Consider the following 20,854-nt stretch of genomic DNA (forward strand, 5'->3'; position numbering starts at 1 on the left):
CGATCTCAAGCGTACCAGAAGCGAGTCAGGCGCACCATATAGCGAATTTCAAGGGAGGGGAGAAGGTGGAGGTTTCTGTTGCCAGGTACCTCCGAACCCCGCCTTACGGGGCTAACCGTAAGGACTTAGAGCGGAATTCCCGCACCGCCATTAGGCAGCGAGAGCGTATTCCTTAGCGTTGTTGTCATTTGCAACTACACTTGTGACCCGATAACGGCGGTATCATGCCGAGCAAAAGTTCGATCTTTACGCCCTTGTCGATCCTATTTCGCCCCCATCAAAAGCCGGCCTTTTCTCAAGAAGCCGCCGGTTTTTGGTGGAGGCGCCGGGTACCGCCCCCGGGTCCAATAGGTTTATTCCATCGACCGTTTATCGCCATAGCCGGATTTGCATCCGGCAAAGGTCATATAGGCATTTCCGCGCGCTGAGGAAAGAGGCCTTGTGACATTTCGGTAAAGGACTGGCTATCGGCTGCCTTAACCTCTCGATCCAGGTGCGCTTCGAGCCAGTTGTTGCCGAAAGGATGCTCACGATTTGCTGGGTTTTATTATAAGTCTCCATGTTAATGAGACAGGCAGTAAACATCATTCGCTTATCACTCTGGCCAGAATGACCCCCACTATGAACGTAGGATAGGACGGAGAATGAAACCAGTTCAGCTTGCATATGTATTGCTTGCCCTCTTGTTCATCGTTCCCTGCGCTCGAGCGGATCAGCTTGAACCCTACGAGGGACCTTGGCGTCAGGTAAGTTCTAACGCGGGTGATTGCCCAAAATGTCTCATCACCGTTCGCCGTTTCGGGATTAACCTCGAGGTGGTCGCCAACAATGGCTGGCGTGCAACCGTAAGACCAACCCCCAAATACCTGCGTGAGAAATTGCCCTCAGTTGAGGGGCAGGGCTTCTGGGAAACCACGATAGGTGGCGATCGGAAAAAGATCTCCATCAAGGTGCGGCTCACAAGAGACGAGGCCAAGTTCCGTATTGCCCTGACTACCGGATACCCAGCCGAACGCCGTACTATTGAGGCGACGTTCGAAAGATAGTCAGGTTTATCCTGTTCGCTTTCTGAGGTTTATGGCGAAGCCACGCAAACCTCGCGGACGGTTGTGATGGCTTGACTAAGATTCTTGACGCGGTTGCAGGCTTGGAACATCTTCTCCCTGAAGTGGCCGTGGATACGATCCGGCTGCTCAACATGGAGGATGAGGACATGACGGACTATCTTGCAGATGTGAAGAAGTACGATGCCGATGCCGATGAAGGTGTGGTGAACAAGATCGTCAAATATTTGGGTATTGCACTTCGCAATCGCGACTCGGCGCTGGTGTCGTCGTCGGATCCGGAGGAGCTTGCGCGGGTCAAGAGCGGGTGGTGCGCCAAGAAGCTCGGCGTCGATGGCGCAGAGGCGGATGCCGCGATCGACGCAACCGCCAAGGCGATGGCGGCAGACCGCAGCAAATCCCGTGTGACCTTCTACTACCTCGTGGCCAAGCACCTCGGAAAGCTGGAGACAGTCTAGCCGCCCAAAGCTTTTGGGGATTTCGCCCCTCTATCGATTGGTTCCGCTGCCGGGAAGGGGTATAACAACCCCATAGAGACTCGGTGGCGGAACGACATGAAGCAATATCTCGATCTTCTTCGGCATGTGATGGAAACGGGCAGCGATCGTGGCGATCGCACCGGTACGGGCACCCGCTCTGTCTTCGGCTACCAGATGCGTTTCGATCTTTCAGAGGGCTTCCCGGTGCTGACCACCAAGAAGCTTCATCTGCGCTCCATTATCCATGAACTGCTGTGGTTCCTGAAGGGCGACACAAACATTGCCTATCTCAAGGAACACGGTGTGACCATCTGGGACGAGTGGGCCGATGAGAAGGGCGATCTCGGTCCTGTCTACGGCGCGCAATGGCGCTCATGGCCCGCACCGGATGGTCGCCATATCGACCAGATCCAGCTTTTGATTGAAGGCCTGAAGACCAATCCCAATTCGCGCCGTCACATCGTTTCGGCCTGGAATCCGGCGCTGGTGGACGAGATGGCGCTTCCGCCATGCCACTGCCTGTTCCAGTTCTATGTGTCGGATGGAAAGCTCTCCTGCCAGCTCTACCAGCGCTCGGCCGACATCTTCCTTGGCGTGCCGTTCAACATCGCCTCTTACGCCCTGTTGACGCTGATGGTGGCGCAGGTCACGGGTTTGAAGCCTGGTGATTTCGTTCATACGCTGGGCGACTCGCATATCTATGCGAACCACTTCGAACAGGCGAAGTTGCAGATGACGCGGACGCCGAAGGCCTTGCCGACCATGCGGCTCAATCCGGATGTGCGGGATCTGTTTGCCTTTAAGTTCGAAGACTTTACGCTGGAGAACTACGAAGCTGATTCAAGCATCAAGGCGCCGATTGCGGTATGAGTGAACCCCGCATCATTCTGATTGCTGCCGTGTCCCGCAACAATGTCATTGGCCGTGAGCTGGACATGCCCTGGAAGCTGTCTTCCGATCTCAAGCGCTTCAAGGCTGAGACCATGGGCAAGCCGATGATCATGGGGCGCAAGACGTTTCTCTCCGTCGGCGAGCGGCCGTTGCCCGGTCGTCCACATATCATCATCAGCCGCAACCCGGATTATCGCCCCGATGGCGTGGAGGTCGTTTCCTCGCTAGAGGAAGCGCTGTCTCGAGCAAAATCCAAAGCTCGAGAGCTTGGTGTGGAGGCGGTTTATGTGGCCGGTGGAGGCGAAATTTACCGCCAGGCTATGCCCTTCGCCGATCAACTTTCCGTCACCCATGTGGAGGTTGAACTGGATGGCGACACGTTTTTCCCGGAAATCGATCCGGCCGTTTTTGAGAAAACCGACGAAACTGCCCTGCCAGCTGGGGAAAAAGACGATTACGCCGTGCGTTTCGCAACCTATCAGCGCTACGGTGCGGCAAAGTGAACTATTTGGGTCTATCTGGTACTAAGTTACCGCCCCCGCGTTGAAACAGACGCTTCGCCTTCTTATAACGAGGACGATATTCCCGCCGGCATCGCAAAAGCGCGTTGGAGAGGGAGCGGGAAAGTTTTTGTAACAAAGAGGTATGAATGCCCTGGAGCAATCAGAATGGCGGCGGTGGCCCTTGGGGCGGCGGCGGTAATAGTGGCGGCGGCGGAGGAAACAACCAGGGTGGACCTTGGGGACAAGGGCCAAACCGGCCACGCGGCGGTGGCGGAGGCGGGGGTAACGGCAATGGCGGCCCGCCCGATCTGGAAGAAATCATCCGTCGCAGTCAGGATCGTTTCAAGCGCATGCTGCCGGGCGGCTTCAATGGTGGCGTCGTGGCCATCCTTGTTCTCGTGGTTCTTGCCTTTATCGGCATTCAGTCCATCTACACCGTCCAGCCGGACGAGCGCGGCGTAGAACTTCGTTTCGGCAAGCCGAAGAACGAAGTGTCGATGCCCGGTCTGCATTATCACTTCTGGCCTATCGAGACTGTCGAGATCGTCAAGGTGACCGAGCAGCAACAGAATATCGGTGCACGTGCGACGTCGTCGTCGGCTGCCACCGGCGTGATGCTGACCGGCGACCAGAACATCGTCAACGTCCAGTTCTCGGTTCTCTATACGGTCTCCGATCCGAAATCCTATCTCTTCAACGTCGATACGCCGGCTGAAACCCTTCAGCAGGTGTCTGAAAGCGCGATGCGCGAAGTCGTTGGTCGCCGTCCGGCGCAGGATATTTTCCGTGACAATCGTCAGGCGATTGCCGCCGATGTTCGCTCCATCATCCAGGCGACGATGGACAGCTACGGTGCCGGTATCTCCATCAATGCGGTTGCGATCGAGGATGCGGCACCGCCGCGCGAAGTCGCCGATGCCTTCGATGAAGTGCAGCGTGCCGAGCAGGATGAAGATCGCTTCGTGCAGGAAGCCAACCAGTATGCCAACCAGAAGCTTGGTGCGGCACGCGGTCAGGCAGCCCAGATCGTTGAAGAGGCGAACGCTTATAAGAGCCGTGTTGTCAACGAATCTCAGGGTGAGGCTCAGCGCTTCATCTCGATCTACGACCAGTACCAAACGGCACCGGAAGTGACCCGCGAGCGCATGTTCATCGAAACGATGGAGCAGGTCCTCAAGGGTTCGAACAAGATCATCATCGATGAAAAGCAGGGCGTGGTGCCATATCTGCCTCTGAATGAAATGATGCGCGGCAATACCGGCGCAGCACAGCAGGGAGGCAACTGATATGAGCAATCGTCTTACGGCAATTCTCGTTGGCCTCGCGATCCTGTTCTTCCTCGTCTACTCGTCGGTCTTCGTCGTGAATGAGCGGCAGCAGGCGATCGTCGTCCGCTTCGGTCAGATCCAGGATGTGAAGACGCAGCCAGGCCTGTACTTCAAGCTGCCATTCGCCTTCATGGATGCCGATCGCGTTCAGTATATCGAAAACCGCGCGTTGCGCTTCGACCACGACAACATTCGTGTTCAGGTTTCGGGCGGCAAGTTCTACGAAGTCGATGCTTTCGTGGTCTATCGCATCACCGATGCACGTCGCTTCCGCGAAACCGTGTCGGGCGATCAGCTCTCGGCTGAAACGCGTCTGCGCACGCGTCTCGATGCATCGCTTCGCCGGGTCTACGGTCTGCGTGGCTTCGAATCCGCTCTGTCGGATGCCCGCGCATCGATGATGCAGGAAGTGCGTGACGATCTGCGTCCTGACGCCGAGTCGCTCGGTATCAGCATTGTCGACGTCCGCATCCGTCGTACGGACCTGACGCAGGAAGTCTCACAGCAGACCTTCGAGCGCATGAAGTCCGAACGTCTGGCGGAAGCCGAACTGATCCGCGCCCGCGGTAACGAAGAAGGCCAGCGCCGTCGCGCTATCGCCGATCGTCAGGTCGTCGAGCTTGAATCCGATGCCCAGCGCCAGTCCGAAGTGCTGCGCGGTGAGGGTGATGCCGAACGCAACCGCATCTTCGGTGAAGCCTTCCAGCGCGACCCGGCTTTCTTCGAGTTCTATCGCTCGATGACCGCCTATACCAACGCGCTGACGGGTAACGGTACGACGCTGGTTCTTTCACCAGATTCGACCTTCTTCCGCTATTTCAACAACATCAACGGCACGCAGCCGCAGGGTTCAGCACCCGCAGCTCCGCCAGCGCCTGCCACGGCGCCGGCACAGGCGCCAGCGAACTGATTGTTGGATGTACGAGATTGAAAAGGCCGCCTTGAGCGGCCTTTTCTTATGGAAGAAAATAGGTGTGATAGTCAGGGCTTTACGATAGGCCTGCATTTGCAGTGGAAGGAGCGCGAAGATTCGCGTGCTCTTCACGAAAAGGTTTTTCACACTTCATCATTCCGCCTTATGCTTGGCTACTAAAGCTTGAGGCTACCATTTGCAGATGCGAGGACGCTTGATGCCCGTGACCCGATTTTCGCCCTTCCGCAGCAGCGTTGCCGGTCTGGCCGCCTTTGCCATCGTGACCGGTGGTGTGGCTGTGCCGGTGGGTGCGATGGCGCAGACCAATGGGCCAGCTTCCGTCGCCGATCTCGCGGCGCCGCTTCTCGATGCGGTGGTGAATATTTCGACATCGCAAAGCGTGAAGGCGGAGGGCAAGGGTCCGACGCCGCCGCGTATCCCGGATGGTTCTCCGTTCCAGGAGTTCTTCAAGGACTATTTTGACAACCAGAAGCCCGAGAGCGGGGAGAAGGTCAATTCGCTCGGTTCCGGCTTCGTCATCGATCCGGCGGGTTACGTCGTCACCAACAATCACGTTATTGAAGGCGCTGACGATATCGAGGTGATCTTCCCCAATGGTACCAAGCTCAAGGCGAAGCTCGTGGGTACCGATACCAAGACGGACTTGTCCGTTCTGAAGGTCGAGCCGAAAGCGCCGCTGAAGGCGGTGAAGTTCGGCGATTCCCGCACCATGCGCATCGGCGATTGGGTGATGGCGATCGGCAATCCCTTTGGGCTCGGTGGCTCGCTTACCGTCGGCGTTGTTTCAGCCCGCGGCCGCAACATCAATGCCGGTCCCTATGACAACTTCATTCAGACGGATGCCGCTATTAACAAGGGCAACTCCGGTGGTCCACTCTTCAACATGAAGGGTGAAGTCATCGGCATCAATACGGCGATCATTTCCCCAAGTGGTGGCTCGATCGGTATCGGCTTTGCCGTACCAACCGAGCTTGCGCAAAACATCGTGCAGCAGCTGATCGAGTTCGGCGAAACCCGTCGCGGCTGGCTTGGCGTTCGCGTTCAACCGGTCACCGACGATATTGCCTCCAGCCTTGGCATGGACACCGCCAAGGGCGCGCTGATTTCCGGCGTTGTGAAGGGCGGACCGGTTGAGAACGGGCCGATCAAGCCCGGTGATGTGGTGCTGAATTTCGATGGCAAGCCAATCCAGGAGATGCGCGACCTGCCGCGCATCGTGGCCGAAAGCCCGGTGGGCAAGGAAGTCGATGTCGTGGTGCTCCGCGACGGCAAGGAAGAGACGGTCAAGGTCAAGCTCGGCCAGTTGCAGGATAGTGCCGAAGATCAGCAGCCCGGTGCCGGCAGCGACGACGCCATGCCTGAAGATGGTGAGGGTGGCGAAATGACCGCGCCTGAGCAGAAGAACGGCGAGACCGAGCAGCAGGCGCCCGATACACGCGAGGCAGCGCAGACGGTGCTCGGCATGAACCTCGTGACGCTGACCGACGAGTTGAAGACCGAGAAGGGCGTCGCAGAAAGCGTCGAGGGCGTCTATGTGGCGAGCGTTGCGCCGGGTTCCATTGCAGAGCAGAAGGGCGTCAAGGCGGGCGATGTGATCGTCGAAGTCGGACAGGATTTCATGGAAGTCCCCGGCGACGTGATGGTGCGCGTCAATGGTCTGAAGTCTGCCGGACGCAAGAATGCGCATATGATGATTGCCGACGCGCAAGGCAATCTGCGTTTTGTCGCGATACCGCTGGAATAGTCGGCTCCACGTCAAGCGTCGTGCTTGTTGAGATTGAATTGCACCGGCCGTCTTTTTTGTTGGCGGTTTACAAATTGAAGGCCGGAACATCGGATATGATGTTCTGGCCTTTTTTGTCTTGAGGTTGGCTGCCACGCCGTTGAGACGGAGTTGCATGAGCTCATCCATTGCCGAACATATTTTGCGCTCGTTCTGCCTCAGCGCTCAAGAACAGAAATATTTTTGCTCAGGATGCGCAACAGAGCAATCTCCTTTCTATATAAAAATAGTAGACAATGTAGGGTTCTTCTCAAGCGGCACGTGGTGAACGGGTGCTGCGGCTGGATGGTCCGCTTCTCTGCCTGAAGGCAGACGCGGCAATGCTTCAAAGCGAGGAACCAATGGCACGCAAGATCAGACTGGGCGCATTCCTGCCGGGCGGTGGACAGCATATCGCATCATGGCGTCATCCCGATCAGCCGGTGGATGGCGCGGTCAGCTTCGAGTTTCATAAGCACCTGGCACAAACCGCCGAACGCGGATTGTTCGACGCCTATTTCCTGGCGGACAATCTTGCCGTCGGCTTTGGTGGCGCGCGGGAAGGTGGCAATGACAGGGTGGCGGGGTTCGAACCGACGACGCTGTTTTCGGCGCTGGCGCCTTTCACCACCAATCTCGGCTTCATCGCTACCTCGTCCACGACCTATGAAGAGCCCTATCTGACCGCGCGCAAGTTTGCGTCTCTGGATCTGATTTCCGGCGGTAGGGCAGGGTGGAACGTGGTGACGACCACCGGTGATTCCGCCGCGCAGAACTTCAATCTGGATACCCAACTGCCCCATGCCAGCCGCTACAAGCGCGCTGCCGAGCATGTGGATGTCGTCAAGGCGCTGTGGGACAGTTTCGAGGATGATGCCTTTGTCCGCGATGTCCAAAGCGGCGTCTTCTACGACAAGGCCAAGCTGCACGAGACCAATCATCGCGGCGAGCATTTTCAGGTGCGCGGTCCGCTGAACGTGCCACGCTCGCCGCAGGGTCACCCCGTCATCGTTCAGGCGGGTCAGTCCGAAGATGGTCGCGATCTGGCGGCCGCAACCGCCGAGGTGATCTTCACCGCCCACCAGCATATCGAGACGGCCCAGGAGTTTTATCGCGACATCAAGACACGCGCTCGCCGTCTTGGCCGCGATCCAAACCACATTCTCGTCATGCCGGGTGTGTCGCCCTTCGTTGGCAGAACCCTGGCGGAAGCGCAGGAGAAATATGAGAGGCTGACCTCGCTTATCCTCGAAGAGGACGGCGTCGGTCTTCTGAACGGTCTGACGGGCGGCACGCTGGACCTCAAAGGCTACGATCTAGATGGACCGCTCCCTGTCGCGCCGCCAACGGAAGGGATGAAGAGCCGGCAGGCGCTGCTGCGTCAGATTGCCGACGAGAACAACTTTACCATCCGCCAGCTCTATCAGTGGGTCGCTTCTGCCCGTGGCCATTACACGATCGTCGGTACGCCGGAAACCATCGTCGACACGCTGCAGGAGTGGTTCGAGAACGAGGCCGCCGACGGTTTCAACATCCTGCCGCCATGGCTTCCGACTGCGCTCGACGATTTCGTCGATCTCGTCATTCCCGAATTGCAGCGTCGCGGGCTCTTCAGGACGGAATATGAAGGCACCACGCTTCGCGAGAATCTCGGCCTGCCATATCCCGTCAATCGCTGGTCTGTAGAGCAGCCAGTTGCCCAGGCAGCGGAGTGAGGTGCGATCATGTCCTATGACGAGGTAAAGTCCACGCATTCAAGGGTTCTGGATTACCGGGGCGAGAAGCGGACGCCCGTCGCCCTACAGGTGGCGAACCGCTATGTCGCACCGTTCCTCTCCCGCTACGGGCTGGTGCTCGGCTTTCTGGCAGCCTGGCAAATTTCGAGCACGCAGGGGTGGATCAACCCGGCGGTCTTTCCACGGCTCGACATCATCGTCGCCGCTCTGTGGAAGGGAATTGTCGGCGGGGCGCTGATCGATGATATCGCGATCAGCCTCCAGAGATCCGGCATTGCCTTTGCAGCGGCTGTCGCCATCGGCATTCCGCTCGGCCTTTTCATGGGGCAGGTGGCGGCTGTGGAGCGCGCGCTCGACCCGCTGCTGCAATTCTTCCGCCAGACCTCGGCGCTCGCCCTCTATCCTGTCTTCATTCTGATGCTGGGGCTGGGTGAAGCATCCAAGGTCTTCGTCATCTTCTGGGCAACGCTCTTTCCGATCCTGCTGTCCACCATTGGCGGCGTGAAGGAAGTGGATCGCAAGCTGATCGAAATGGCGCGCACCTATGGCGCAGGACCGATCGCGATTTTCCGTCGTGTGGTGTTGCCTGCTTCCGTGCCGGCGATTTTCGTCGGCTTGCGTCTTTCCGCCACCACCGCGCTCCTCCTGCTCATCGCTGCCGAGATGATCGGTGCGAATAAGGGTGTCGGCTTCCAGGTGATGAACGCCCAGTACAATTTCCAGATTCCGCTGATGTATGCGTCGATCCTTCTTCTGGCGCTTCTCGGGCTCGCGGCCAATGCCGGGCTCGTGCTGCTCCAGCGCAAGCTTTGCCGCTGGTCTGCACCGTCCCATTGATTCCCGCATCGATCCCCATTTTTTCAAATTCAAAGGATAAGACCATGACCTTCCATTCCCGCAAGCTGCTGCTCTCGGCGGCCATCCTCTTCGGCCTGACCACCATCGCCTCGGCGGAAGAGGTGAAGCTGCGCTACCTCGCAAGCCAGGGCGGTCTTGCTGCCCATGAGCTTGCCGAAAAGCTCGGCTACTTCAAAGGCACCGGTGTGAGCTTTGAAAATGTCGGCTATGCCCAAGGTGGTCCGGCTTCGCTCTTTGCGCTTGCTTCCGGCGATGTCGAAATCGGCAGCGCTGCGACATCCGCCGTGTTGAACTCGATTGCCGGCGGAAACGACTTCGTCGCTGCCTATCCCTCGAACGGCATCAATGATCAGGTCCAGTCGGTCTTCTACGTTCTGGAGGATAGCCCGATCAAGTCGATCAAGGATATTGCCGGCAAGACGATTGCAGTGAATACGCTCGGCGCCCATCTGGACTACACGATCCGCGAGGCACTGCATTCGCAGGGACTGCCGGTTGATGCGGCAAAGCCGGTGGTTGTGCCGGGACCGCAGCTGGAGCAGGTGCTTCGCTCCAACCAGGTGGATATTGCTGCCTTCGGCTACTGGCAGACGACCTTCGAAGGGCTTGCAAAGACGCATGGCGGTATCCGGCCGGTTTTCGATGACACGGATGTTCTCGGCGATATTGCCGGCGGCTTCGTGGTCTTGCGCCGCGATTTCATCAAGGCGCATCCAGAAGCGGCAAAGACCTTCGTCGAACAGTCTCAACGCGCGCTTGATTACGCGCGCGAACATCCGGAGGAAACCAAGGCGATATTTGCCAAGGCCCTGGAAGAGCGCGGCGAAAATCCCGAACTGGCGAAATATTTCCTTGGTTATGGCGTCCGCCCCGGCGGCAAGGCTGTCGATCGCGACCTGCAGTTCTGGATCGACGTGCTTACCCGCGAAGGCAAGGTAGAGCAGGGCCAGCTCTTGACGGAGAAGATCCTCTATTCGCCTGAAACCGCGACCGCCAGCAATTGAGGTGATGTGATGAGTGCCGTGCAATCTCTACGGGGAGAGGTGGCGATCCGCCACCTCTCCAAATCCTACCAGTTGAATGGCAAGCCGTTCCAGGTGCTGAAAGACCTGAACCTGACGATCCGATCCGGCGAGAGTCTGGCGATCGTCGGCGCCAGCGGTTCGGGCAAGACGACGTTGCTGAGGGTGCTGGCAGGGCTTGAGGAGGCCGATCGCGGCGACGTCCTGATCGATGGAAACGCAGTGCGTGGCGTCGGTCGCGAGAGGGCGGTGATTTTTCAGGAGCCGCGGCTTCTGCCCTGGTTGACCGTGCTCGACAATGTTGCCTTTGGGCTCGAGACGCAAGGATTGAGCCGGGAAGAAGCACGCAGCCGCGCGCGTCGCTACATCAACCTCGTTGGCCTGCAGCAGTTCGAAAGTGCCTATCCGCGGCAGCTCTCCGGCGGTATGGCGCAACGTGTAGGCATTGCCCGCGCTCTCGCCGTCCAGCCGGAAATCCTGCTTCTGGACGAGCCGCTCGGCGCGCTGGACGCCATGACCAAGATCGGCATGCAGCAGGAATTGGCAAGGATCTGGCGCGAGGAAGACGTGACCACGGTTCTCGTGACGCATGATCTCGAAGAGGCGATCTATCTGGCAGACCGGATTCTGATCCTGCCGCGTGAAAAGGGTTCTGCGCCACGATTGATCGATGTCGATCTTCCGCGCCCGCGTGATCGCAGTTCAGCTGCCTTCGTTCGCCAGCGCGAGGAGCTGCTCAACCTCTTCGGTCTCCACTAAAGCGCGGCGCAATCTTTCAGATTCGCTGTTGCGCTTTACGCTCCTGTTGTTCACATGGGCCAAGCAAAACCGCGGCACACTCTTGCTTGCACCATGCGTTAGCGAGGAGTCGTGACGTTTATCGCGCGCGCCACTCCTCCAGCGTCAGCGCATAGGTGACGTGGGGCCTCAGATGTGGATGCGTGTCTTCCGGCACGCGCGGATGATCGAAATCGCGTGAGGGGTCACGTTTCAAACCGATGCGCTTCATCACCGCGGTGGAACGATGGTTGTTGTGGACGGCGAAAGAGACGATCTCGGCAAGGCGCTTGTCGTCGAAAGCCATGGCCAGCAGCGCTTTCGCCGCCTCGGTCACGTAGCCCTTTCCCCAGTAGCGGGTGGCAAGCCGCCAGCCGATTTCCATGGTGCCGGGCACAAAGATGTCGTCGACCGTGACGGGGGCGACGCCGCAAAAGCCCATGGGCTCGCCGGTTTCGCGATTTTCCATGGCATAGAAACCGAAGCCGGTGGCGTGGATCATGGCATTGATCCGATCCATCATGGCGTCGGATTCTTCATCGCTTCGACGAACGGCAAAGAACTCCATCACCTCCGGATCGGCGTTGATCTCGCGGAAGAGGGCGCGGTCGCTGTCCTTCCAGTCGCGCAGGATGAGGCGCGGTGTGCCGTGAATGATCATGCGGTAACGAAATCCGATTTGCGATAGCCCTGGAGATAAAGAAGGGCGGTCAGATCGCCGTGATCGATGCGGATCTTTGCTTCGGCTGCGACGGCAGGCTTGGCATGGAGCGCCACACCGCTGCCTGCAAGGTGAAGCATGCCGAGATCGTTTGCGCCATCGCCAACGGCCAGCGCATCTTCCGGTGAGATACCGAGCGTGTCGGCAATGTCGATCAGGGCGTCGACCTTGGCCTGCTTGCCGAGGATGGGTTCGGCCACGGTGCCGTCCAATTGTCCGTCCTGCTCGCCCAGAATGTTGGCACGATTTTCCTGGAAACCGATCATGTCCGCGACGCGTGTCGTGAACACCGTGAAGCCGCCGGAAACGAGCGCGGTATAGTAGCCCTTCGCCCTCATCGTCGCCACGAGTTCTTTGCCGCCGGGGGTCAGCGTGATGCGCTTTTCAATGACTTCATCGATGACGGAGACGGGCAGGCCCTTCAGCAGCGCGACGCGCTCGCGCAGTGCGGGCTCGAAGGCGATCTCGCCATTCATTGCACGCGCGGTGATCGCCGAGACCTTGTCCTTCAATCCGACTTCGGCCGCCAGTTCATCGATGCATTCCTGGCCGATCATGGTGGAATCCATATCGGCGATCAGGATTTTCTTGCGGCGTGTATCCTGATCCTGAATGACGATATCAATCGGCAGGCCGGCTATCGTGGAGGACAGCGTCTTGTGCGCGGCTTCCGTATCGGCGCCTTGCGGCAGCACGATATCGCAGGCAATACCGTCTGCCAGCCAATAGAGCCCGGAGGCGCCAACGGCCTGCGCCGCAGTTTCCCCAAGGGCTGCGGCAAGAACAGGATTTGACGGATTGGCGATAAGCGTGGCAACGAAAGCCATGATGAAAAACCTTGATGAACCATTCGATGCGATCCTGATAACCGGCCCGACGGCAAGCGGCAAGTCCGCGCTTGCGCTTCGTCTGGCGCGCGAACACGGCGGCGTCGTCATCAATGCAGACAGCATGCAGGTTTACGACACATTGCAGGTGCTGACGGCCCGGCCTTCGGTGGCGGAGATGGAGGGTGTGCCGCACTATCTTTACGGTCACGTCCCCGCCAACGCGCTCTATTCGACGGGTGAATGGTTGCGGGACATAACGTCACGTCTCGATGAGGTGAAGGCAAAGGGGCAGCTCCCTGTGATTGTTGGAGGCACCGGGCTCTACTTCAAGGCGCTGACCGGCGGGTTGTCGGACATGCCGGCGATCCCTGCGGATATCCGGGAAGGATATCGGCAGCGACTGTTGGACGAGGGAAGTGCTGCTCTCTACCGCGAACTGGAAGCGCGAGATCCGGAGATGGCAGGGACGCTGATGCCGACGGATGGCCAACGGATCGTGCGCGCACTGGAGGTTTTCGAGACGACCGGGCAATCGATCAGGTCGTTTCAGACTGCAACGGGTCCGATGATCGTCAATCCCGATCGTGCGCGCAAGATCGTGGTTCTGCCGGAGCGCAGCGTTTTGCATGATCGCATCAACCGCCGTTTTGCCGGCATGATGCAAAGCGGTGCGGTGGAGGAGGTCAAGGCGCTTCTTGCTCTTGCGCTTCCCGCAGACTCGACTGCCATGAGGGCGATCGGCGTATCGCAGATTGCCGAGATGCTTGACGGTCGCATGAGTGCGGCCGAGGTCATCGAGAAAGCCGCAGCGGCGACGCGTCAATATGCCAAGCGGCAAATGACCTGGTTTCGCAACCAGATGGGGCCGGACTGGCAGCGCATCATCCCGTGAGCGTCTTACAGCATCGGCCCGAAAGTCGGAATCGATTATCGGAAAGCAGGATGAGAGCGTGTCGCGATCTTTTAGATTCGCTTCCTGCGCTCTAGGTCTTTGTTGTGTCGCATGTTGTTATCGCAAAACCGCTGCACAGTTTTGCGTGGACCATGCTTCAGTCCTTTTTGTAGAGGCTTCCCAAAGGTTTCTTCAGCAAGGTCTCGCGAATGGACGAGCGCGTCTCACTGGTGAAAAACGGGCGGGCGGTGTCCGGCGCTGGAGAGAGTGGTGGCTCCGGTTCCGGCTTCGGTGCTGTGGCTTTGTTGATACGCGGAAGCATGTCGGGGCGGTAGGGTTCGCAGTCGCCGCCGTTGGTCTCTGACGAGTCATAGGTCCAGCCCCCCATCTCGATCTCGCCGACATCCTTGGCAACCGTCGCCTCATAGCTTTGCCGGAAGCCGGAGATATCCGGGCCCGAGATTGCGCGCATCCTTTTGACGATGGAGCGCAGGTCAACATTGTCCGGCACATCTTCATGGTGGTGGCTGATGATGCCATTTGCCTTTGGCAGCATGTGCGGCGGCAGGCGGTTGAAGCGCATACGCATCGGCACGTTGATCGCTTCGCCGAAGGCAATCGCTTCGCCATTGCCAAGCGAGGACAGGAAGCTGATCGTCGACGTCGATGAATTGGAAATCGCCGAGCGGATGATCTCCTGGTCGTTGTCGTTGGACAGGCGCATAGCAAAGACCGTGGAGCACTGCGACAGGATCGTCTGGTCGAGTTCACCGGGGCGCTGCGTGATGATGCCAAGCGAGACGCCGTATTTGCGGCCCTCCTTGGCGATGCGGGCGATGGCCTGGCGCGTTGGGAAGAAGCCGAGTCCCGGATTGGCCGGAACGTAGCGGTGCGCCTCTTCGCAGACCACCAGCGTATGGATCGAGCCTTGACCCCAAAGCGCCAGTTCGAAGGCCATGCGGCAGAGAACCGAGGCGACGGAGTTGACGACTTCAGACGGGATGCCGGCGAGCTGGAATACCGAAATCGGCTTGCCATCTCCCGGCACGCGGAAGATATGCGCCACCGTCTCCATGATCGTGTCACTGATGGTGCTGTTGGAGAACATGAAGTGGTAGCGCGGATCGTTGATCGCCGCCATGATGCGCAGCTTGAGGGTGCGAAGGACAGGCTTTTCTCCACGTCCCTCCAGCCGTCCGATGCGCTCGTCGATGAGTGCCAGAAGGTCGGCGATACGGTATGGGACCGGCGTGTCGGCGGTCAGTGCGGTTTTTTCCGAGGCACGACGCATGGTCGATGCGTCGGTTCCGCGAAAAGCGCGCTTGGCCTCCGGAATGAGATCGCGCAGAACATCCAGTTCGTCGGCAGGCGGCTCTTGCCCACGAAACAACACTTCGGTGAACTCTTCGAGCTTCATCAGCCAGAAGGGAAGATCCAGAGTATCGGTGTCGATGACGACGGAGGTGTTGGGAAAGGCCGCGGCAAATTCATTATGCGGATCGAGGACCAGCACCCGCAGCTTTGGATCCTTCTCGATGGCCTTGTTGAGAAGCAGAGTGACGGCTGTCGTTTTGCCGACGCCGGTGGAACCGACCACGGCAAAGTGCTTGGAGAGCATTTCCGGAATATTGACGATGGCATCGACGCTCTGATCCTGGCTCAGATGACCGATGATGCAGCTGCCTCTCGCGCTATTCTCATAGATGCGGACGAGGTCGCTGGAGCGGATGCGGTGCGCGATGGCGCCGAGATAGGGATAGCGGGTGATGCCGCTTGTAAATTGTTCGATGCCTTCGGGCGTGGAGTAGATTTCACCGAGCAGTTCAACATCGATAAGCAAGGTGTTCGGTTCGCGTTCGGACCAGAGCGGGCCATCGACATTCATGGCGTAGGTGAGGGCCGCGACACGGGTTTCGCCGAGATCGATGGAGATGAGGCGCCCGACCGACCACAACTGGGCAAAGCTCGGATTGGCGCTGTCGGTGGTGACGGAGATTCTGGCTTTCGAGCCGCTGCAGAAGATCACGCGCCCGAGCATGCGGTTGCCCGCCGTTTGTCCGTCGCGGCGGTCGTGATTTCCAGCTTTTGCCGATGTTTGCAGATCTTCGTTAAACACGTGTTGTCCCTGCCAGGTCGATGCCGATGTCTTCACAAGGCCGTCTTTTTCTTGTCGGCAGGTTATAGACCTCCTGGCTTTAACAAGTGGTGTAGTGCCCGCGCATTTTTATTGCGTTGGCGGGCGGTCCGGGGCAATAAAGTTAAGAAGCGGTGCATTTTCTCGGCATTTTGCGTTGACGCCAATCCGGTTTCTGTCTAACACTCCGCTCCATGAAAAATCTTAACGTACTTATCGTGGTGGGACGGCGCATGGGCAGGATGGTGTAACCATCCGGCGAAAGCACCCATGCGCTGAACGAGGCTCCTCTAGGGGCCTTTTTTTATGTCTCCACTTGGGCGGTCACGCCCAGCGATATCCAAAAGCCAAATCGGGATGGAACAGGCAATGACGGATAAGGATACTACGGACAACAGCAATCGCATGACCGGCGCGGAAATCGTTTTGCGCGCGCTCAAGGACAATGGCGTCGAGCATATTTTCGGCTATCCGGGCGGTGCAGTTCTCCCGATCTATGACGAGATTTTCCAGCAGGAAGAAATCCAGCACATCCTGGTTCGTCATGAACAGGGTGCCGGCCATGCTGCGGAAGGTTACGCACGCTCCACCGGCAAGGTCGGCGTCATGCTTGTGACCTCCGGTCCGGGTGCGACCAATGCTGTTACGCCGTTGCAGGATGCGCTGATGGACAGCATTCCACTCGTTTGCATTTCCGGCCAGGTTCCCACCACGCTGATCGGCTCCGATGCCTTCCAGGAATGCGATACCGTCGGTATTACGCGCCCCTGCACCAAGCACAATTGGCTGGTCAAGGACGTCAACGAGCTGGCGGGCATCATTCATGAAGCCTTCCGTATCGCTCAGACGGGTCGCCCGGGCCCGGTCGTTGTCGACGTTCCGAAAGACATCCAGTTCGCCACCGGCACCTATACGCCGCCATCCGCTGCCATTCAGCAGAAGAGCTATACGCCGAAGGTTCAGGGCGATTTGAACGCCATCCACGCGGCGATCGAACTGATGTCGAAGGCGAGGCGTCCGGTTTTCTATACCGGCGGCGGTGTCGTCAATTCCGGGCCGGAAGCCACCCGGCTGCTGCGCGAGCTGGTCGAGCTGACCGGCTTCCCGATCACGTCCACCCTGATGGGTCTCGGCTCCTATCCGGCCTCCGGGGACAAGTGGCTGGGCATGCTCGGCATGCATGGCTCTTACGAAGCCAACATGACCATGCATGATTGTGACGTCATGGTCTGTATCGGCGCGCGTTTCGACGACCGTATTACCGGCCGGCTGAATGCCTTCTCGCCCAACTCCAAGAAGATCCACATCGATATCGATCCGTCCTCGATCAATAAGAATGTTCGCGTCGATGTTCCGATCATCGGCGATGTCGGTCGTGTTCTGGAAGATATGGTTCGTCTGTGGCGGGCACTGCCTGCCAAGCCTGAAAAGGCGCAGACAGCAGAGTGGCATAGCCAGATCGCTCGCTGGCGGGCACGCAACTCCTTTGCCTACAAAAATTCCAACGACGTCATCATGCCGCAATATGCGCTGGAGCGTCTGTCGGAAGCGACCAAGGGGCGTGATACCTACATCACCACCGAAGTCGGCCAGCACCAGATGTGGGCGGCACAGTTCCTCGGCTTCGAACAGCCGAACCGCTGGATGACATCCGGTGGCCTTGGCACCATGGGTTACGGCTTCCCGGCCGCCATCGGCGTTCAGGTCGCTCATCCGGATGCGCTGGTCATCGATGTTGCCGGTGACGCCTCGATCCAGATGTGCATTCAGGAAATGTCCTGCGCCATCCAGTACAATCTGCCGGTCAAGATCTTCATTCTGAACAACCAGTATATGGGCATGGTCCGCCAGTGGCAGCAGCTGCTGCACGGCAACCGTCTCTCCAACTCCTATACCGAAGCGATGCCGGATTTCGTCAAGCTGGCGGAAGCTTACGGTGCCGTCGGCATGTATTGCGACAATCCGAAGGAGCTGGATGACAAGATTGCCGAGATGATTGCGGTGAAGAGGCCGGTGATCTTCGATTGCCGCGTTGCCAATCTCGCCAATTGCTTCCCGATGATCCCGTCTGGTAAGGCACATAACGAGATGCTGCTGCCGGATGAAGCAACGGACGAAGCCGTCGCCAATGCCATCGATGCCAAGGGCCGCCAGCTCGTCTAAGCGTGGGAAGAGGATAAAGACATGAACGCACACCTACAGCCCACCGGCTCCGCATACTTCATCCAGACGGAAACGGCGATGGTTGAAAACCACACGCTTTCCGTTCTCGTCAACAACGAGCCGGGCGTCCTCGCTCGCGTGATTGGCCTGTTTTCCGGCCGTGGCTACAACATTGAAAGCCTGACGGTCTCGGAGACCGAGCACGAGGCGCATCTGTCGCGCATTACCATCGTGACGCGCGGTACGCCCGGTGTCCTGGAGCAGATCAAGGCCCAGCTTGAGCGGATCGTTCCGGTTCACCGCGTGGTGGATCTGACGGTGCGTGCCCGTCAGGCCGGGCAGGAGCGTCCAATCGAACGCGAAGTGGCCCTTATCAAGGTTGCAGGACGCGGCGAAGATCGCGCGGAGACATTGCGCCTTGCCGATGCCTTCCATGCCAAGGTGGTGGACGCGACGCTCGATCACTTCATTTTCGAGATCACCGGCAAGTCCTCCAAGATCGATCAGTTCGTTTCGATCATCAAGCCGCTTGGCCTGATCGAGATTTGCCGCACCGGCATTGCGGCGATGAACCGCGGTCCAGAGGGTATGTGAGCTCTTTTGCTTGTCGATCGAATGCTGAGGAAGGTCCCACTTCGTGGGGCCTTCTTTTTTGCTTGCTGACTCGCCAGTCGGAGCGTGATGCGACTAAGTGCCTGTCTGTCACGAGGCGCCGATGCTCCTCACGTTACGTAAACTTATGATGTATAACGGTTTTTCTTGAAGTTTTTGGCGCAACGCGGGTCGATTAAACTTTTATACATTTGTTCTTTCGCATAGTGGCGGCCGTTCTTCGCGCCATGACGGTGCGTTTCATCATGATAGACAAAGCAATGATCCGTGGCCTCGGAGGGGTATCGGTTGGCGGTCGCTATTGTCATCTGCAGCCTGATTTAAGCGAGGACAAATGTCGTTTTTCGAGAACGCAAAAATTCGCACCAAGATACTGAGCCTGATACTCCCGGTTTCCCTGGTTGGTCTGGGGGGTGTGGGCGCTGTTGCTATCAACTACAAGAATGCCGACACCGCCTATTCCGACCTCATTTCAAAGAATAGCGCTGCCACGACTGAGCTATTTCGTGCAAATACATCTCTTGTGGCCCTAGGTTACGATACGACGCTTGGTTTATTGCAAGCGGAGCAAGGCCGTAAGCCAGCCGAAATCCAGGATGATTACAAGAAAGACGTTGGTGCGCTTTTTGCCAGGCTTGAGGCAGCGCCTAAGCTTCTTCCAGAAATTAGTTCATCCCTGTCTGGCATCACCGATCGGGCACGCGCCGTCGTGAAGGCCACTGATGAGGTCTGGGTGATGATGAAGAACGGCGATTTCCTGACCGCGCGCCGTAAGCTGACTGACGTCAACGCGCAAATTGCCGAGTGGCGAGCCGATATCCGGGCGTTGAATGAGAATTCTCTGAAGGAGGTCGTTGATCAGTCTGACACTCTGTCTGCCTTCACCAATTCCACCATACTTTACTCTCTTATCGCACTCGGGTTGCTGTTCTCATCCGCTGTAGCCATCTCATTGCTAGTATCGTCTCGTGGAATTACCGGCCCGATCGCTCGGCTTTCCACACGCATGGTCTCTCTCGCCGGTGGCGAGACGCGCGAAGAGATCGATGGCATTGGTCGCAAGGACGAGGTTGGTCAGATGGCGCAGGCCGTTGCCGTCTTCCGCGAGAATGCGCTTGAGCGCATCCGTCTGGAACAGGAAGCAGATGCCAATCGCAGTCTGTCGGAGAAAGAGCGCATTGCCCGCGACGAGCAGAAGGCCAGGGAAGCCGCAGACACGCAGTTTGCCGTCGACAATCTCGCCAACGGATTGTCACGCCTGTCGGATGGCGATGTCTCCTATCGCATCAGCCAGCCTTTCGTTGCCCATCTCGATACCGTTCGTGAGAACTTCAACGCTTCTGCCGAAAAACTGCAGTCTGCTCTGACCCGCGTGGCCGAGAATGCCCGTGGCATCGATGCCGGTGCAAACGAAATCCGTGCCGCGGCAGACGATCTTGCCAAGCGCACAGAACAGCAGGCAGCCTCGGTCGAAGAAACCGCAGCGGCACTGGAAGAAATCACCACCACGGTGAAGGACTCCACCCGTCGTGCCCAGGAAGCCGGTCATCTGGTTGCCAAGGCCCGCACCGGTGCCGAACAGTCGGGTGAGGTCGTTCGCAAGGCCGTCGTTGCCATGGAGCGGATCGAAAAGTCGTCGGGTGAGATTTCCAACATCATCAGCGTCATCGATGAGATCGCCTTCCAGACCAACCTTTTGGCGCTCAACGCCGGTGTCGAAGCCGCACGCGCCGGTGAAGCGGGCAAGGGCTTTGCCGTCGTTGCCCAAGAAGTGCGTGAACTGGCACAGCGTTCTGCCAGTGCCGCCAAGGACATCAAGGGTCTGATCTCGACGTCCAACACCCAGGTTCAGGAGGGTGTTGAGCTCGTGGGCGAGACCGGCCGTGCGCTGGAAACCATCGTGGCTGAAGTGCAGGAGATCAACCGTCACGTCATGGCGATCGTGGAAGCGGCACAGGAACAGTCCTCCGGTCTGCAGCAGATCAACACGGCTGTGAACCAGATGGACCAGGACACGCAGAAGAATGCGGCGATGGTGGAAGAGACGACGGCAGCCAGCCATGGTCTTGCCCGCGAAGCATCTTCGCTGAACCAGCTTCTCGGCCAGTTCAAGCTGTCTGCCACCTTCGAAGCGCCGATCCGATCCGC

General features: G+C 58.4%; 18 protein-coding genes and 1 other RNA gene. 15 read left to right on the forward strand and 4 right to left on the reverse strand.

What is annotated here, in order from left to right:
• Window positions 1–64: 64 nt before the first annotated feature.
• Window positions 65–437, reverse strand: a transfer-messenger RNA (tmRNA) gene (ssrA, locus tag EYC79_RS21085).
• Between the two features lie 207 nt (window positions 438–644).
• Here ssrA and EYC79_RS21090 point away from each other — a divergent pair.
• From EYC79_RS21090 to EYC79_RS21140, 11 genes are all read left to right on the forward strand, one after another.
• Complete coding sequence (locus EYC79_RS21090) at window positions 645–1,046, forward strand: hypothetical protein (protein WP_130979424.1); 402 nt, start codon at window positions 645–647, stop codon at window positions 1,044–1,046.
• Between the two features lie 167 nt (window positions 1,047–1,213).
• Window positions 1,214–1,522 (forward strand): DUF2853 family protein, encoded by a 309-nt coding sequence (locus tag EYC79_RS21095; RefSeq protein ID WP_062441123.1) that lies wholly within the window; start codon window positions 1,214–1,216, stop codon window positions 1,520–1,522.
• 96 nt (window positions 1,523–1,618) lie between these two features.
• A complete protein-coding gene (locus tag EYC79_RS21100) occupies window positions 1,619–2,413 on the forward strand; it encodes a thymidylate synthase (RefSeq protein WP_130979425.1) in 795 nt (264 codons plus the stop codon).
• Complete coding sequence (locus EYC79_RS21105) at window positions 2,410–2,937, forward strand: dihydrofolate reductase (RefSeq protein ID WP_130979426.1); 528 nt, start codon at window positions 2,410–2,412, stop codon at window positions 2,935–2,937. Before EYC79_RS21100 ends, EYC79_RS21105 begins: the two co-directional genes overlap by 4 nt.
• A gap of 146 nt (window positions 2,938–3,083) precedes the next feature.
• Complete coding sequence (hflK, locus tag EYC79_RS21110; protein ID WP_062598563.1) at window positions 3,084–4,223, forward strand: FtsH protease activity modulator HflK; 1,140 nt, start codon at window positions 3,084–3,086, stop codon at window positions 4,221–4,223.
• A 1-nt stretch (window position 4,224) separates the two neighbouring features.
• Window positions 4,225–5,175: a protease modulator HflC gene (gene hflC / locus EYC79_RS21115; RefSeq protein ID WP_130979427.1), complete on the forward strand. Its 951-nt coding sequence runs from the start codon at window positions 4,225–4,227 to the stop codon at window positions 5,173–5,175.
• Window positions 5,176–5,395: 220 nt separating this feature from the next.
• Window positions 5,396–6,943 carry a Do family serine endopeptidase gene (locus tag EYC79_RS21120; RefSeq protein WP_062440619.1) on the forward strand — a complete coding sequence of 516 codons (1,548 nt, stop codon included), beginning with the start codon at window positions 5,396–5,398 and terminating at the stop codon, window positions 6,941–6,943.
• 380 nt (window positions 6,944–7,323) lie between these two features.
• Complete coding sequence (locus tag EYC79_RS21125) at window positions 7,324–8,676, forward strand: LLM class flavin-dependent oxidoreductase (protein WP_130979428.1); 1,353 nt, start codon at window positions 7,324–7,326, stop codon at window positions 8,674–8,676.
• A 9-nt stretch (window positions 8,677–8,685) separates the two neighbouring features.
• A complete protein-coding gene (locus EYC79_RS21130; RefSeq protein ID WP_130979429.1) occupies window positions 8,686–9,534 on the forward strand; it encodes an ABC transporter permease in 849 nt (282 codons plus the stop codon).
• Window positions 9,535–9,578: 44 nt separating this feature from the next.
• Complete coding sequence (locus EYC79_RS21135) at window positions 9,579–10,559, forward strand: ABC transporter substrate-binding protein (RefSeq protein ID WP_130979430.1); 981 nt, start codon at window positions 9,579–9,581, stop codon at window positions 10,557–10,559.
• 9 nt (window positions 10,560–10,568) lie between these two features.
• Window positions 10,569–11,336 carry an ABC transporter ATP-binding protein gene (locus EYC79_RS21140; RefSeq protein WP_113261698.1) on the forward strand — a complete coding sequence of 256 codons (768 nt, stop codon included), beginning with the start codon at window positions 10,569–10,571 and terminating at the stop codon, window positions 11,334–11,336.
• 118 nt (window positions 11,337–11,454) lie between these two features.
• Here EYC79_RS21140 and EYC79_RS21145 read toward each other — a convergent pair whose 3' ends face one another.
• The gene (locus tag EYC79_RS21145; RefSeq protein WP_116492292.1) at window positions 11,455–12,015 is read right to left on the reverse strand and encodes a GNAT family N-acetyltransferase; all 561 of its coding nucleotides are present in this window, start codon (window positions 12,013–12,015) and stop codon (window positions 11,455–11,457) included.
• Entirely contained in the window at window positions 12,012–12,902 is an 891-nt protein-coding gene (serB, locus tag EYC79_RS21150; RefSeq protein ID WP_116492294.1) for a phosphoserine phosphatase SerB, read from the reverse strand. Before serB ends, EYC79_RS21145 begins: the two co-directional genes overlap by 4 nt.
• Between serB and miaA the strand changes: the two genes are divergently transcribed.
• Window positions 12,901–13,797, forward strand: a complete 897-nt coding sequence (gene miaA, locus EYC79_RS21155; protein WP_130979431.1) for a tRNA (adenosine(37)-N6)-dimethylallyltransferase MiaA — start codon at window positions 12,901–12,903, stop codon at window positions 13,795–13,797. The two genes, serB and miaA, sit on opposite strands and share 2 nt — an antisense overlap.
• A gap of 157 nt (window positions 13,798–13,954) precedes the next feature.
• Here miaA and EYC79_RS21160 read toward each other — a convergent pair whose 3' ends face one another.
• The gene (locus tag EYC79_RS21160; protein WP_130979432.1) at window positions 13,955–15,913 is read right to left on the reverse strand and encodes an ATP-binding protein; all 1,959 of its coding nucleotides are present in this window, start codon (window positions 15,911–15,913) and stop codon (window positions 13,955–13,957) included.
• Window positions 15,914–16,300: 387 nt separating this feature from the next.
• On the opposite strand from EYC79_RS21160, the gene EYC79_RS21165 reads away from it, so the two are divergent.
• The 3 genes from EYC79_RS21165 to EYC79_RS21175 form a co-directional block, all read left to right on the forward strand.
• Complete coding sequence (locus EYC79_RS21165; RefSeq protein ID WP_130979433.1) at window positions 16,301–18,094, forward strand: acetolactate synthase 3 large subunit; 1,794 nt, start codon at window positions 16,301–16,303, stop codon at window positions 18,092–18,094.
• A gap of 21 nt (window positions 18,095–18,115) precedes the next feature.
• Window positions 18,116–18,688: an acetolactate synthase small subunit gene (gene ilvN, locus EYC79_RS21170; RefSeq protein ID WP_062426570.1), complete on the forward strand. Its 573-nt coding sequence runs from the start codon at window positions 18,116–18,118 to the stop codon at window positions 18,686–18,688.
• Window positions 18,689–19,040: 352 nt separating this feature from the next.
• On the forward strand, window positions 19,041–20,854 hold a 1,814-nt coding region (locus EYC79_RS21175; protein WP_245495334.1), incomplete at its 3' end, for a methyl-accepting chemotaxis protein.

The organism is Agrobacterium cavarae (genome assembly GCF_004310285.1).
Classification (GTDB): domain Bacteria; phylum Pseudomonadota; class Alphaproteobacteria; order Rhizobiales; family Rhizobiaceae; genus Agrobacterium; species Agrobacterium cavarae.

Coding starts and splice junctions, on each gene's coding strand:
- EYC79_RS21100 (WP_130979425.1), top strand. CDS start 1,619: ATGAAGCAATATCTCGATCTTCTTCGGCATGTGATGGAAACGGGCAGC.
- EYC79_RS21130 (WP_130979429.1), top strand. CDS start 8,686: ATGTCCTATGACGAGGTAAAGTCCACGCATTCAAGGGTTCTGGATTAC.
- EYC79_RS21140 (WP_113261698.1), top strand. CDS start 10,569: ATGAGTGCCGTGCAATCTCTACGGGGAGAGGTGGCGATCCGCCACCTC.
- miaA (WP_130979431.1), top strand. CDS start 12,901: ATGATGAAAAACCTTGATGAACCATTCGATGCGATCCTGATAACCGGC.
- hflC (WP_130979427.1), top strand. CDS start 4,225: ATGAGCAATCGTCTTACGGCAATTCTCGTTGGCCTCGCGATCCTGTTC.
- ilvN (WP_062426570.1), top strand. CDS start 18,116: ATGAACGCACACCTACAGCCCACCGGCTCCGCATACTTCATCCAGACG.
- EYC79_RS21125 (WP_130979428.1), top strand. CDS start 7,324: ATGGCACGCAAGATCAGACTGGGCGCATTCCTGCCGGGCGGTGGACAG.
- EYC79_RS21120 (WP_062440619.1), top strand. CDS start 5,396: ATGCCCGTGACCCGATTTTCGCCCTTCCGCAGCAGCGTTGCCGGTCTG.
- EYC79_RS21095 (WP_062441123.1), top strand. CDS start 1,214: ATGACGGACTATCTTGCAGATGTGAAGAAGTACGATGCCGATGCCGAT.
- EYC79_RS21105 (WP_130979426.1), top strand. CDS start 2,410: ATGAGTGAACCCCGCATCATTCTGATTGCTGCCGTGTCCCGCAACAAT.
- EYC79_RS21145 (WP_116492292.1), bottom strand. CDS start 12,015: ATGATCATTCACGGCACACCGCGCCTCATCCTGCGCGACTGGAAGGAC.
- hflK (WP_062598563.1), top strand. CDS start 3,084: ATGCCCTGGAGCAATCAGAATGGCGGCGGTGGCCCTTGGGGCGGCGGC.
- serB (WP_116492294.1), bottom strand. CDS start 12,902: ATGGCTTTCGTTGCCACGCTTATCGCCAATCCGTCAAATCCTGTTCTT.
- EYC79_RS21090 (WP_130979424.1), top strand. CDS start 645: ATGAAACCAGTTCAGCTTGCATATGTATTGCTTGCCCTCTTGTTCATC.
- EYC79_RS21165 (WP_130979433.1), top strand. CDS start 16,301: ATGACGGATAAGGATACTACGGACAACAGCAATCGCATGACCGGCGCG.
- EYC79_RS21135 (WP_130979430.1), top strand. CDS start 9,579: ATGACCTTCCATTCCCGCAAGCTGCTGCTCTCGGCGGCCATCCTCTTC.